The organism is Buttiauxella gaviniae ATCC 51604, assembly GCF_001654835.1.
Lineage (GTDB): Bacteria > Pseudomonadota > Gammaproteobacteria > Enterobacterales > Enterobacteriaceae > Buttiauxella > Buttiauxella gaviniae.
In genome coordinates this window covers 39,471-53,326 of the sequence record NZ_LXEP01000007.1, presented here as the reverse complement: position 1 = coordinate 53,326, position 13,856 = coordinate 39,471, and the positions used below count along the sequence as shown (strand labels likewise).

General features: G+C 49.5%; 13 protein-coding genes and 1 tRNA gene. 6 read left to right on the top strand and 8 right to left on the bottom strand.

The annotated features are described in order from the left end of the window. Positions 1-30 precede the first annotated feature (30 nt). Both umuD and M977_RS04425 read left to right on the top strand, forming a co-directional pair. Positions 31-384: a translesion error-prone DNA polymerase V autoproteolytic subunit gene (gene umuD, locus M977_RS04430; RefSeq protein WP_245163485.1), complete on the top strand. Its 354-nt coding sequence runs from the start codon at positions 31-33 to the stop codon at positions 382-384. 2 nt (positions 385-386) lie between these two features. Beyond that, positions 387-1,691, top strand: coding sequence for a Y-family DNA polymerase (locus M977_RS04425; protein ID WP_064512568.1), 1,305 nt, complete (start codon positions 387-389; stop codon positions 1,689-1,691). Between the two features lie 38 nt (positions 1,692-1,729). Here M977_RS04425 and M977_RS04420 read toward each other — a convergent pair. From M977_RS04420 to M977_RS04410, 3 genes are all read right to left on the bottom strand, one after another. Then, a tRNA-Pro gene (locus M977_RS04420) sits at positions 1,730-1,806 on the bottom strand. 77 nt (positions 1,807-1,883) lie between these two features. Continuing rightward, on the bottom strand, positions 1,884-3,650 hold the full coding sequence (gene yejM, locus M977_RS04415; protein WP_064512566.1) for an LPS biosynthesis-modulating metalloenzyme YejM: 1,767 nt from the start codon (positions 3,648-3,650) through the stop codon (positions 1,884-1,886). Positions 3,651-3,669: 19 nt separating this feature from the next. Then, entirely contained in the window at positions 3,670-3,897 is a 228-nt protein-coding gene (locus M977_RS04410) for a YejL family protein (RefSeq protein ID WP_034458713.1), read from the bottom strand. 200 nt (positions 3,898-4,097) lie between these two features. Between M977_RS04410 and yejK the strand changes: the two genes are divergently transcribed. Further along, positions 4,098-5,105 carry a nucleoid-associated protein YejK gene (gene yejK / locus M977_RS04405; RefSeq protein WP_064512564.1) on the top strand — a complete coding sequence of 336 codons (1,008 nt, stop codon included), beginning with the start codon at positions 4,098-4,100 and terminating at the stop codon, positions 5,103-5,105. Positions 5,106-5,154: 49 nt separating this feature from the next. Here the strand turns inward: yejK and rplY are convergent, their stop codons facing one another. Together rplY and radD are read right to left on the bottom strand one after the other, a co-directional pair. Further along, positions 5,155-5,439: a 50S ribosomal protein L25 gene (gene rplY, locus M977_RS04400; protein ID WP_034497069.1), complete on the bottom strand. Its 285-nt coding sequence runs from the start codon at positions 5,437-5,439 to the stop codon at positions 5,155-5,157. A gap of 125 nt (positions 5,440-5,564) precedes the next feature. Then, entirely contained in the window at positions 5,565-7,325 is a 1,761-nt protein-coding gene (radD, locus tag M977_RS04395) for a DNA repair helicase RadD (RefSeq protein ID WP_064512562.1), read from the bottom strand. A gap of 185 nt (positions 7,326-7,510) precedes the next feature. Between radD and rsuA the strand changes: the two genes are divergently transcribed. The 3 genes from rsuA (at position 7,511) to M977_RS04380 (ending at position 10,122) form a co-directional block, all read left to right on the top strand. Further along, positions 7,511-8,218 (top strand): 16S rRNA pseudouridine(516) synthase RsuA, encoded by a 708-nt coding sequence (rsuA, locus tag M977_RS04390; RefSeq protein ID WP_064512560.1) that lies wholly within the window; start codon positions 7,511-7,513, stop codon positions 8,216-8,218. 14 nt (positions 8,219-8,232) lie between these two features. Next, positions 8,233-9,429, top strand: a complete 1,197-nt coding sequence (locus M977_RS04385; RefSeq protein WP_064512559.1) for a Bcr/CflA family multidrug efflux MFS transporter — start codon at positions 8,233-8,235, stop codon at positions 9,427-9,429. A gap of 345 nt (positions 9,430-9,774) precedes the next feature. Continuing rightward, on the top strand, positions 9,775-10,122 hold the full coding sequence (locus tag M977_RS04380; RefSeq protein WP_064512557.1) for a YejG family protein: 348 nt from the start codon (positions 9,775-9,777) through the stop codon (positions 10,120-10,122). A gap of 16 nt (positions 10,123-10,138) precedes the next feature. On the opposite strand, the gene yejF is transcribed toward M977_RS04380, so the two are convergent. Genes yejF through M977_RS04365 form a run of 3 tightly spaced genes read right to left on the bottom strand, consistent with a single transcriptional unit; the run spans position 10,139 to position 13,849 of the window. Continuing rightward, positions 10,139-11,728: a microcin C ABC transporter ATP-binding protein YejF gene (gene yejF, locus M977_RS04375; RefSeq protein ID WP_064512555.1), complete on the bottom strand. Its 1,590-nt coding sequence runs from the start codon at positions 11,726-11,728 to the stop codon at positions 10,139-10,141. A gap of 1 nt (position 11,729) precedes the next feature. Continuing rightward, positions 11,730-12,755 carry a microcin C ABC transporter permease gene (locus tag M977_RS04370; protein ID WP_064512553.1) on the bottom strand — a complete coding sequence of 342 codons (1,026 nt, stop codon included), beginning with the start codon at positions 12,753-12,755 and terminating at the stop codon, positions 11,730-11,732. Further along, the gene (locus M977_RS04365) at positions 12,752-13,849 is read right to left on the bottom strand and encodes a microcin C ABC transporter permease YejB (RefSeq protein ID WP_064512552.1); all 1,098 of its coding nucleotides are present in this window, start codon (positions 13,847-13,849) and stop codon (positions 12,752-12,754) included. The genes M977_RS04370 and M977_RS04365 overlap by 4 nt, the downstream gene beginning before the upstream one ends. Positions 13,850-13,856 lie beyond the last annotated feature (7 nt).

The following is a 13,856-nucleotide window of genomic DNA, read 5'->3' as shown; positions in this document are numbered from 1 at the left end:
TTGCCAATCAACGACGTATGGAGCATGACTGTGGGGGCATTTCCATCACCCGCGCAGGATTATGCAGAACAGAGCATTGATGTTCGCCAACTGCTGTTCATTCACCCAACCGCCACGTACTACATGCGTGCATCTGACGATTCGATGATTGAGGGTGGTATCAGCAATGGCGATTTACTGGTGATCAATAGCGCAATAACGGCGGTACATGGCGATATTGTGATTGCAGCAATGAATGGCGAGTTTATCGTCAGGCAGCTACAACTCGGGGCCATTATCCATTTAATACCGCTCAATCGCGCTTACAAACCTGTTCGCATTGGCAGCGATGAGGCGCTTGAGATATTTGGTGTCGTCACTTACATCGTGAAATCATTGAGGTAACCATGTTTGCTCTGGTTGATGTAAACAGCTTTTACGCAAGCTGTGAAACCATATTCAGGCCAGACCTGAAAGGTAAGCCAGTTGTGGTTCTCAGTAACAATGATGGCTGTGTTATTGCGCGTAACGCCGAGGCTAAAAACTGCGGTGTACAAATGGGCGGCCCTTACTTTAAGCAGAAAGAGCTCTTCCGACAAAAGGGCGTTATCGCTTTTAGTAGCAATTACGAGTTGTACGCTGATATGTCGCGTAGGGTTATGATGACGCTGGAAGAAATCTGCCCGCGAGTGGAGATTTACTCCATCGACGAAGCATTCTGTGATTTATCTGGCGTGAATAATTGTCGCAATCTGGCGGATTTTGGCCGGGAAATACGTACTACTCTTTTACAGCGTACGCATTTAACCGTGGGAGTGGGGATCGCCCAAACTAAAACACTGGCGAAGCTTGCTAATCACGCGGCGAAGAAGTGGCCGCTGAAAACGGGTGGCGTGGTTGACCTATCCAATGTTGATCACCAGCGCAAACTCATGCATGCATTACCGGTTAATGAAGTGTGGGGAATCGGTCGTCGTATCAGCAAAAAACTTGATGCCATGGGCATTCAAACCACACTGCAACTTGCAGATACTGATACCCGTTTTATACGTAAGCACTTTAGCGTGGTGCTCGAACGTACGGTTCGTGAACTGCGTGGTGAATCTTGCCTGGGGTTTGAAGAATTTGCTCCCACGAAACAGGAGATCATTTGTTCACGTTCGTTTGGGGAGCGTCTTACTGAGTATGAACACATGCGCCAGGCTCTATGTAGTTATGCTGCACGTGCCGCAGAAAAGTTAAGAGCCGAGCATCAGTATTGCCGCCATATTTCGGCTTTTGTCAAAACATCGCCATTCTCAGCAAGTGAACCTTACTATGGCAATCAGGCGATGGTGAAACTGCTGACACCCACCCAGGACACCCGCGATATTATCGCTGCAGCCACGCGTTGCCTGAACGTTATCTGGAGAAACGGTCACCACTATCAAAAAGCTGGAATTATGCTTTGCGACTTTTTTAGCCAGGGCGTTGCCCAGCTAAATCTCTTTGATGAAAACCCACCTCGAGCCAACAGTGACGCTCTGATGCAGACCATTGATGGTATTAATCAGAAGAAAGGCAAAGGAACGTTGTACTTTGCCGGGCAAGGGATAGAGCAACCCTGGCAGATGAAAAGAGACATGCTTTCACCACGTTATACGACACGTTGGTCAGATGTGCTGGTGATGAAAAGGAGTGGGCGTTTACCCCCATTCAAAATACAAACATAAAAAAAGCAGCCATAGTAGGCTGCTTTCTAAGATATTTCTGGTCGGCACGGAGAGATTCGAACTCTCGACCCTCGCCACCCCATGACGATGCGCTACCAGGCTGCGCTACGTGCCGAAGCATAAAAAATAATACTACTTATCTGGCGATCGTTTGCAAGACGGCTTATTGCTAACTGTTTCATAAATATACAATCAATTGGCAATAAAGCGCTTCTCATCAGTCAACACTTGCAGCAATAACCCAAGTTGAGGCTTGGTTTCTTTGATGATTTCGCCTTTCAAATCGTACATCCGGTAGTTGCCATTGTTATCAAGCACTAGCGTCATGGTTGGCAAAGTAATCGCAAGACTGTTGTTATCAGCACCTACTACCCAGTTATTACGGCGTGTTGCGGCAAACAAGTCTTCACCTTGTGAATACTCATTCGCTGGGTTTTTGACATGAAGCAGGCGCTGCATCAGCGTTGTCATGACATCCTGGTGATCGGTGAGTTTCGTAATGGTCTGTGCAGGTGTGCCCGGCCAATGGATAACCAGTGGCACCTGAATTCGTGAACGTGACCATGCGAAGGAATCTTGCTGCTCTTTGCCAAGAGGCACACCGTGGCCTGCGGTAATAATCACAACTGTATTCTGGAGCTTGCCTGAGGCTTCCAGCGCATCAAGCACACGTTTGATTTGCTCATCAACGTTACCAGCTGCACGCGCATAGCGGCGAGCAAAGGCTTGCTGATTAGTATCTGCCGTGATGCTGGTGCCGTTAAAGGCAACCCACGAGAACCAACGATTGTCATCAGATGCGTACTGCGTCAGCCAGTTAATCCATTGCGAGGCTGTTTGTCCGTCAGATTGGCTCTGCGCTGAAGGCAAAGAGAAGTCAGACAACAGAGCCTGGCGGTACATCGATGAGTCAAAACCATCGGAAGCGAACAGCCCCAATTGATAACCTTGCTGGTTCAATGCAGTAATTAATGCTGCTGGGATTCGGGCGGATAAAACACCGTCCATATACGCAGGCGAAATCCCATAGAACAGGCCAAAAATACCGCTGTCGGTACCGTTACCTGCACTCATATGTTGCTTGAAGCTAATGTTGCTGGCAGCAAACTCGTTGAGATTCGGCAAGTTTTTTGGCGCGTATTCAGCGTTCAGACCATCGACGGTAATCAGCAATACATTGTGGCCCGCGCCCATATCACGGAATTGCAGATCGCTAAGCGGGTACTGTACTGATACAGCTTCAGGATTACCCTGTTCCACCAGTCGACGTTGATACTCCTTCGCATCCAGCAAGCCATGTTTTTCGAGGAAACGACGGGCTGTCATTGGATAGGAGAGCGGCAAGTTGGCACGCTGCATGGTAACCGGGCGATAGAAATTGGCATCAGCCCAGATATACATAATATGGCTGCTGAAAAATGCGACAAAAAACAGCACAACAACAGGTTTTGCATAGTGTTTACGACGCCCAAGACTGCGCAGTTTCTGCCAGCTCCAGGTCGCAAACAGCATTTCAATCAATAAAATTACCGGTACGCTGATAAACATCAGCTGCCAGTCTCGCGCCATTTCACTCTGGTCTGGGTTAATCACCAGTTCCCAGACAATTGGATTAAGATGGAGATGGAAGCGAGTAAAGACTTCGCTGTCGATAAGCAGGAGTGTCATGCCTGCGGTAGCAAGCGCTGCCGAGATAAAGCGCATCAGGCGCTGTGACATGACAACGAAGGTCAGCGGGAAGAGAATCAGTAGATAAGTGGCGAAAACCACAAAACTAAAATGACCGATAACACTCAGCCAGGAATAAATACGACCCGTGAGTGTTGCCGGCCAGTCAGCGACAAATAGATAGCGGCTACCCAGCAGCGTTGCCAGCAGGATATTGAACAGGGCGAACCAATGTCCCCAACTGACCATCTGGGAAACTTTTTCGCGGTAGCGCTGACGATTAGTCACCATAACGTGTAACTACAATCCCTTAATGAGCTTTGTCTTCGCTCACGGAGGCTTGCAGTGCCTCTGCGAAAGAGCGAGCCAGCGAGCGGCGTTGAGCAGAAGCTACGCTGGTATTAATCAGGTTGGTGACCATATTTCCCAGTACCATCAGGGAAAGATCGGTTGGCGTTTGGTGCTTTTCCAGCACGCTCGCCAGTTCACTCAACAGTTCTTCGACGCGTTCGTCACTATAACGGGATATTTGTGGCATAAATTAACAATCAATTAGATTCAGGAAAGGGCGTTATCTTACCGTAGAAGGACCTGTTTTTCTGCTTTTTTATCTTTCCCCTTCATACTTCAAGCTGCACGTGCGTTAGCTGCCTTCTTGCCGCCCGAATTATTTAGGGGAGGTTGCACAAGGCTTCTGGCAATGGTTGAATACCGCCGAGTTTAAAAGGAGAGTTTATCATGAGTCTGGATATCAACCAGATTGCCTTACACCAGTTGATCAAACGCGGCGAACAGACACTTGAAGTCGTGCTGCGTGATTCTCTGTTGGCAACGAACGGCGCCGTAGAAGAAATGATGGCCGAATTGCACCGCGTATATAGTGCAAAAAATAAAGCATATGGTCTGTTCAGCGAAGAGAGTGAATTAGCGCAAGCCCTGCGTTCACAGCGAAAAGGTGATGAGGATTTCCTCGCCTTCAGCCGTGCTGCGACCGGTCGTTTGCGTGATGAGCTGGCAAAATATCCATTTGCTGATGGCGGCATTGTGCTGTTTTGCGAATATCGCTACCTGGCGGTGGAATATTTACTGGTAGCGGTGCTGAATAATTTAAGCAGTATGCGCGTCAACGAAGAGCTGGATATTAGTTCCACGCATCATCTGGACATCAACCACGCCGATATTGTGGCGCGTATCGATCTGACAGAATGGGAAACCAACCCGGAGTCCACGCGTTACCTGACTTTCCTGAAAGGGCGAGTGGGGCGCAAAGTGTCCGATTTCTTTATGGATTTCCTTGGTGCCAGCGAAGGTTTAAACGCCAAAGCGCAAAACAAAGGTTTGTTGCAAGCGCTGGATGATTTCACCAACGAAGCGCAGCTGGATAAAAATGAGCGTCAGGCCGCGCGTCAGCAGGTTTATGCATACTGCAACGAGCAACTCCAGTCCGGGGAAGAGATTGAGCTTTCTTCGCTGGCTGATGAGCTACCGTGGGCGGTTGATGATAAAAACTTCCAGCAGTTCACGGCGGATAAAGGCTATGAACTTGAAGAAAGCTTCCCGGCCGATCGCAGCACGCTGCGCCAGTTAACCAAATTCGCCGGTAGCGGTGGCGGGTTAACGATTAGTTTTGATGCTATGCTACTTGGCGAGCGTATTTACTGGGATCCAGCGACTGACACGCTGACCATTAAGGGCACGCCACCGAATCTGCGTGACCAGTTACAACGTCGCAGTTCTGGAAAATAGCCATAAAAAAACCCGCCGAAGCGGGTTTTTTTTCGAACTAAATTCGCGATTAAGCGCGAACGAAGTCGATGTGGCTCAGTTTTGGCTTGAACGGGTGACGCTGAACAGCCTGAACTTTAACCTTAACTTCTTTACCGTCTACAACCAGAGTCAGAACTTCTTCGTAGAAACCTGGTTTAGCTTGCAGGTTCATTACGTTGTCGTGATCCAGTTCGATAGAGATCGCAGCTTCGGAACCACCATAGATGATTGCCGGGAATTTGTTAGCTGCACGCAGGCGGCGGCTCGCACCCTTGCCCTGCTCTTTGCGTTCTACTGCATTGATAGTAAACATTAACTGTTTCTCTCTTAAATAATCCTGTTACAGGCGACCCAGCAACAGGTAAGTGATCTGCTTTGCGGATGCAAAAGCGGGCGCATTATAGCCATTCCACGCGACATCAGCAATTAAAAGAACCTTTAGCCACGTAATTCATTTGCCCGGCGGAAGCGTCCTTCATAATCAAATACCTTTTCCCGTACATTCCAGAAGTTGCCGTTCTTACGTGCGACGACAAAATCCGGGTGGCGGAGCGCAGATTGCTGAGCCACAACATCAGCGGCGTTTATCCAACGTAGCGGCACGCCGGGTGCACGGCTATGTGGCCGAATAAATAGCTGCTCGAAAGCCATACGTTGGGCGGGTGTTTGCAGGCGGAAGCGCTCGCTAACATCTGCACCGTCTTCATCAAAATAGGTAATCTTCAGCCAATCACCTTTTTCGTCGCCACCGTGTTGCAGCGTCATTCCGCCACAGCGCAGCACCAGGGCATCTTTCAATTTCAGCGCGGCTTTTAACATATCGTCGGGATCGACCAGAACATGGTCACACTGATGGCAACGACGGGCGGCAATATCGTTCTCTGCATTACATTGCGGGCAATTTTTAAAGCGGAAGCGGTAATCGCACTGCTCGCGGGTTCCGTCATCATCTTCAAACCAGCCCTGGCAGCGGCGGCCAAAGTGTTCAATTAACTTGCCGTCGCTGGTGGTCTTGCCCCAGAACGTGTTGGCAAAACCGCATGAAGGGCAGAAAACCTGCACGGGCACGTTATCGCTTTTACCTTTCGCAGCACCGACTTCTGGAGTGAACAGATCGTGGGGATTTCCGGCGTAATCCAGTATCAAGCAATCTTTTTTACCGGGAGCCAGGCGCAGGCCACGACCTACAATTTGCTGATACAGGCTGACGGATTCTGTCGGGCGCAAAATGGCGATTAAATCAACATGGGGCGCGTCAAAGCCTGTGGTAAGTACCGACACGTTCACCAGAAAACGGAATTGCTGGTTTTTAAACGCTTCGATTAAAGTATCGCGGGCAGGGCCCGGGGTATCTGCGGTAATCAGAGCCGCATCGTTTGCGGGCAGCAGCGCGGTGACTTCTTTGGCGTGCTCAACGGTTGAGGCAAAAACCATCACGCCGCGCCTGTCGGCGGCAAACTCAACAATCTGGCTGACGATATGTGGGGTAATACGCTTTTGCTGTTTCAGTTCACGGTTAAGGTCGGCTTCGCTGAATAAACCGTTCGATTGTGCCTGCAAGCGGCTAAAATCGTACTGCACCACGGGCATATCGAGGCGCTCGGGTGGCGTTAAATAGCCGTGCTTAATCATGTAACGCAGCGGTAATTCGAAAATGCAGTCACGGAAAAGGGCATTTTCATTGCCACGAACCATGCCGTGATAGTGAAAATGGTAGATCCAGCCTTTCCCGAGCCGATAAGGTGTTGCGGTCAGGCCAAGCAGACGCAGTTTAGGATTCGCGGTGCGTAAATGGGCGAGAATTTGCTGATATTGGCTGTCGTCAGAATCACCGATACGGTGGCATTCATCGACAATCAACAACGAGAACTCGCCGTGGAATTGCTCAAGATTGCGGGCTACGGACTGGACGCTACCGAAAACGACTTTGCCGTTGCTCTCTTTGCGTTGCAGACCGGCGGCGAAAATATCGGCTTCCAGGCCAAGCGCGCAATATTTAGCGTGGTTTTGCGCGACCAGCTCTTTAACGTGTGCAAGTACTAACACTCGCCCTCGCGCCACACGGGCAAGTTCGGCAATCACCAGACTTTTTCCCGCGCCCGTAGGCAGCACAATCACCGCTGGGGTGATGTTTTTACGGAAGTAGTGCAGCGTGGCGTCTACTGCTTCTTGTTGGTAGGGGCGTAAGGTAAAGGACATTATTGATCAGGTCTGTGAAACATCAGCGGCGATTATGGCATGAAACAGGGTTTTAGCTTGAGAGACTTTTCTATCCGGCTATACTGGCAAACTAATTAACAGGCAAACGAATTTTACCCATATAAACGGGCTGATGCCCGGCCAGCGGTTTTGTCCTGGTACCTCTTAGAAACAGGCAATATTTAATGCGACTCGATAAATTTATCTCTCAGCAGCTTGGCGTGAGCCGTGCTATCTCTGGCCGTGAAATCCGCGCAAGCCGTGTCACGATTGACGGTGAAGTGGTGCGTGACGCTTCATTTAAACTGAACCCTGAGCACCAGGTGGAGTTTGATGGTCGTTCACTGACTCAGCAAGTTGGCCCGCGTTACTTTATGCTTAATAAGCCACAAGGTTACGTCTGCTCAACGGAAGACCCGGATCACCCAACCGTGCTCTATTTCCTCGACGAACCAATGGCGCACAAACTGCATGCTGCTGGGCGTCTGGATATCGACACCACCGGTCTGGTATTGATGACTGATGATGGTCAATGGTCACACCGTATTACTTCTCCGCGTCACCATTGTGAAAAAACTTATCTGGTGACACTTGAGAATCCGATCTCCGACGACACAGCAGAACAATTCACCGCTGGCGTTCAATTGCATAATGAAAAAGATCTGACGCTGCCTGCAACACTTGAAGTGATTACTCCGCTTGAAGTGCGTTTGACCATCAGCGAAGGCCGTTACCACCAGGTAAAACGTATGTTTGCGGCGGTAGGCAACCATGTGGTTGGCTTGCATCGTGAACGCATTGGCGCAATTGCTATGGATGCAGATCTCGCACCCGGCGAATACCGCACATTAACCGAAGAAGAAGTTGCCAGCGTTGGCATGCCGCCACGTTAATTCCAGGAGGAAGCTTGAGCAGTAAGCAAAACTCGTCAATTGGTATTGTGGTGATACTTGGCCTGCTGGCCATGTTAATGCCGTTATCAATAGATATGTATTTACCGGCCCTGCCGGTTATTGCCTCGGAATTTGGCGTGCCAGCGGGCAGCGCACAAATGACGTTAAGTACCTATATTCTTGGCTTTGCTATTGGGCAGCTATTTTATGGCCCGATGGCAGACAGCATTGGCCGTAAGCCGGTGGTACTTGGCGGTACGCTTGTCTTTGCGGCGGCAGCAATTGCTTGCGCGCTCTCACAAACGATTGATCACCTGATTGCAATGCGTTTTCTGCATGGCCTTTCTGCTGCTGCTGCAAGCGTGGTGATCAACGCCTTGATGCGCGATATTTATCCAAAAGAAGAGTTCTCGCGCATGATGTCGTTTGTCATGCTGATCACCACTATTGCACCGCTTGTTGCACCGATGGTCGGCGGGGCAGTGCTCGTATGGTTTAGCTGGCATGCAATCTTCTGGATCCTGGCACTGGCAGCACTGCTTGCATCAGCGATGATTTTCTTCCTGATCCACGAAACGCTACCTGTTGAACGCCGTCAGAAGTTTCACTTACGAACCACGATAGGCAACTTTGCGACGCTGTTCCGCCATAAACGCGTGCTCAGTTACATGCTGGCGAGTGGTTTTAGCTTCGCGGCAATGTTCTCATTTTTGAGTGCCGGGCCGTTTGTTTACATTGAACTCAATCACGTTGCGCCACAGCATTTTGGTTACTACTTCGCGCTTAACATCTTGTTCTTGATTGTGATGACGCTAATTAATAGCCGCTTCGTACGCCGTTTCGGCCCGCTGGCGATGTTCCGCTTTGGGTTGTTTGTCCAGTTTGCTATGGCTATCTGGCTGGTACTTAGTACGATGCTGGGGTTCGGTTTTTGGTCGATGGTATTGGGTGTGGCGGCATTTGTTGGTTGCGTTTCAATGGTGTCGTCAAACGCGATGGCGGTCATTCTTGATGAGTTTCCACATATGGCGGGAACAGCTTCTTCGCTGGCTGGCACGTTTCGTTTCGGTATCGGCGCATTAACCGGCGCGCTGCTATCCTTTGCGACTTTTAATTCTGCGTGGCCGATGATTTGGTCGATTGCCGTGTGCGCGACTTGCTCCATTGTGTTCTATCTCTACGCCAGCCGCCCGCGCTTAACCACTAAATAATCCTAAAGTATGAAAACGGGTATCGCCAGGTACCCGTTCTTTAATCCAAATCAACGAAATCCTCTCACAAACGCCTACAATTTGTTTCTCAAATGTAAACGTATCAACAACAAAAAGTCATATTCTTGTAGTTAAAAAGGTTGAGTTACATCGCAGAAAGCGTTACATATAGCGCCGAAATGTGTGCGGTACCACAAAAATAAAACACTAAATATGAAATGGTAGACAAATAATTACAACGGATGTAAGCGGTTTCCAGGTTGTTTACACACAAAGCATCAACATTGTGTTAACCTTTATGTAAACTTTTTGTGAAATAATTTTGGATTTTTTGGGGACACCACAGTGAATACGTTACAGCTTTCTATTGTTCATCGCTTACCACATAGATATCGCTGGTTGGCTGGTTTTGCAGGTTCCAGAGTTGAACCGATTCCGCAAAATGGTCAGAACGCTGAAAATTGTCTGATTGGCCTGAAATTGCTTAGCGACAACAATAGTGATTCAGCCTGGCCGACCATGCACAAATTGAGCCTGGCGCTGAGAGATATCGAAGTGGATTCTGCCGTCGTGGAATGCGAAGGTCAGCCATGCCTGTTTGTTAACCGTCAGGATGAGCAAACTGCAACGTGCAGGCTTAAGAACTTCGGCGTGGCTATTGCTGAATCTTTCTCCAGCACTAATCCCTTTTGATTCTTAAGCTTGCAAATCAAGCAAGCGCGAGTAACTGGCGTGTATATTCCGCCTGAGGTGCTGCAAAAATTTGCTGGCATGCTCCTTGCTCAACGACTTCTCCCTGCCTCAGTACCACTACCTGGTGGCATAACGACTTCACTACTCGCAAGTCATGGCTGATAAAAATGTAGGCCAACTGATGCTTTTCTTGTAACGACTTCAGCAATGCGAGTATTTGTGCTTGTACGGAGCGGTCGAGCGAAGAAGTCGGCTCATCAAGAATGATTAACTCTGGTTGTAAAATCAGCGCTCTGGCAATGGCGATACGCTGTCTTTGTCCGCCAGAAAATTCTGCCGTATAACGATGCATTGTTTGCGGATCTAATCCCACCTCCTGCATTGCCACGATGACTTTTTGCTCACGTTCTGCCGCAGTTAACGCAGGCTGATGCACGCGTAAACCTTCTTCAATTATCTGCAAAACATCCAGACGTGGATTCAACGATGAGTTCGGATCCTGGAAAACGACCTGTATGCGGTGACGCAGTGGCAGCAGCTTTTTGCGATTAAGCTCATGGAGCGGTTTGCCATCAAACCATATCTCACCACTGGAATTAATTAGGCGTAGCAACGCAAGCCCGGTCGTACTTTTACCTGATCCTGACTCTCCAACCAAACCGATGCTTTCACCGGCACGCAGCGTAAAACTTAGGTCTTTTATTCCGTAGTTATAACCGATGGTTTTCTTAAGCAACCCGCGACGAATAGGGAAGGCGACCTGCAATCCTTGAACGGTCAATAGCGGCTTGATGCTATCCTCTACGGGACGTGGACTACCCGTGGGCTCGGCGTCCAGCAGTTGTTGCGTGTAAGGGTGCTGCGGTGCGGAGAGCAGTTTAGTTGCGGAGTTTTGTTCAACACATTTACCGTTGCGCATCACAGCAACGTTATCCGCCAGCTTTTTGACGATATTCAGATTATGGGTAATGAACAACAGCCCCATATTCAGCTCTTGTTTGAGTTCTTTGAGCAGTTGCAGAATTTGTGCCTGCACCGTGACATCCAGAGCAGTTGTTGGCTCGTCGGCAATAAGTAATTCTGGGCGAGTCAGCAGCGCCATGGCAATCATCACGCGTTGGCGCTCACCACCAGAAAGCTGGTGGGGGAAATCAGTTAAGCGATTTGCCGCATTACGAATACCAACTCGGTCCAGGCACGTTAACATTTCGGCACGAGCGGCTTCACGGCGCATTCCACGATGTAGCGATAACACTTCATAAAGCTGCTTTTCAATGTTGTGCAGAGGGTTTAGTGAAACCATAGGCTCTTGAAAAATCATGGCGATTTTGTTGCCACGTACACTTCGAAGCGTGCGTTCAGGAGCATGTAATAACTCCTGCCCTTTAAAGAGAATCTCACCCGCCGGATAAACAACTGGCGGTGCCGGTAACAGACGCAGCACCGATAACGCCGTGACGCTTTTCCCTGATCCTGATTCACCGACTAATGCGAGTGTTTCACCGGCATTCACCTCAAGGGATAAATCGTCCACCACTTGCACAATGGTGTCGCCGCTTCGGAAAGCCACGGATAAATTCTTTATGGACAGCAGTGGAGTCGTCATATCAGTGCGCCTTGCTCGGATCGAAGGCGTCGCGCACTGCTTCGCCGATAAAAATAAGTAACGTCAGCAATACTGCCAGCGAGAGAAATGCGGTGATGCCAAGCCACGGAGCCTGAAGGTTATTTTTGCCTTGCAGCAACAGCTCACCGAGGGATGGGGAACCAAGTGGCAAACCGAAGCCCAGGAAATCCAGTGAGGTGAGGGTGGTAATCGAACCGCAAAGAATAAACGGTAAGAAAGTGAGGGTGGCGACCATGGCGTTGGGCAGCATATGACGTGTGATTATCGACCTGTCGCTGACACCCATTGCCTGTGCCGCGCGAATGTAATCGAAGTTCCGGGTGCGCAGAAACTCTGCACGTACCACTCCCACCAGACTCATCCAGCCAAACAGCACCGTAATCCCCAACAGCCACCAGAAATTAGGCTGAATGACGCTTGAAAGCAGGATTATCAAGAACAGTGTCGGCATTCCAGACCACACTTCGATAAATCGCTGCCCCCATAAATCAACCCGCCCGCCGTAATAGCCCTGAACCGCACCGGCAAGTATCCCAATCACGCTGGAAAAGAGTGTCAGCATCAGGCCGAAAAGAATAGAAATGCGTGTGCCGTAGAGAATGCGTGCCAGGACATCGCCACCGTTGGCGTCAGTTCCTAGCCAGTTTTGGGAACTTGGCGGTGAAGGGAAGGGGACCGTGGTGGCAAAGTTAATGGCGCTAGATCCAAAGCGAATCGGTGCCCAGATTATCCAACCTTTTTGGCTCAGACGTTCTGCAAGCCACGGGTCCTGATAATCAGCAGGGGTTGCTAGAGGCCCGCCGAAATCACTTTCACTATAATTGGCAATAAAGGGGAAATAGAGGCGTTCCTGGTAGTGAACGATCAATGGACGATCGTTAGCAATAAGCTCTGATCCGAGACTAAGTACAAACAGAACGGCGAAAACCCATAATGACCAATAGCCGCGTTTGTTTTGACAAAATCGAGCCCAACGGGCCTGAGTCACAGGACTTAAACGGCTCATCCACGCCCCTCAAAATCAATACGCGGATCGACCAGCGTGTAAGTAATGTCGCTCAAAATGTTCAACAGCAAACCAATGAGCGTAAATATGTATAGCGTGCCAAACATCACCGGGTAATCGCGTGAAATGGTTGAGTCATAGCCTAATAAACCCAGGCCGTTTAGCGAGAACATCACTTCGATTAGCAGCGAACCAGTAAAAAACATACTGATGAACGTGGCAGGAAAACCGGCAATAACTAATAGCATGGCGTTGCGGAACACATGGCGATAGAGGATTTTCTTTTCACTCAGCCCTTTGGCGCGGGCTGTAACCACATATTGTTTACGAATTTCATCAAGAAACGAGTTCTTCGTCAGCATGGTTAAGGTCGCAAAGCCACCTACCACGGTTGCCACCACCGGCAAGGTGATGTGCCAGAGGTAGTCAAAAATTTTGCCGTACCACGGTAAGGTATCGAAATTGGTCGACACCAACCCGCGTAGCGGGAACCAGTCCAGATAACTGCCGCCGGCAAACAATACAATCAGCAAAATTGCGAATAAGAATGCGGGAATGGCGTAGCCAATGATAATAAAAGTGCTGCTCCAGATATCAAAACTGCTGCCATTGCTGACGGCTTTTCGTATGCCGAGTGGGATCGACACAATATAGATAATCAGCGTGCTCCATAGGCCAATCGAGATAGAAACCGGCAGGCTCTCTTTAATCAGATGGATAACGGATGCGCTGCGAAACAGGCTGTCACCGAAGTCAAAACGCAAATAATCGCCAAGCATTTTGAAGTAACGTTCATGGATCGGTTTATCAAAACCATAGCGATGAGTGATTTCAGCAATCACTTCCGGGTCGAGACCGCGCGCACCTCGGTACTGGCTGTCACCAACGTTACCCACGCCAACACGCGCGTGGCCGCTGCCCATAGTGTCAGCGGTCATACCGGGCACACCTGAACCATGGCCAAACTGAATTGCTGCAATAGCCTGATCTACAGGGCCGCCTGGTGCTATCTGTACGATGAAAAAGTTGATGGTGATAATTGCCCACAACGTGGGGATTATCAGCAACAAGCGACGTAACAGATAACTTCCCATATATTCC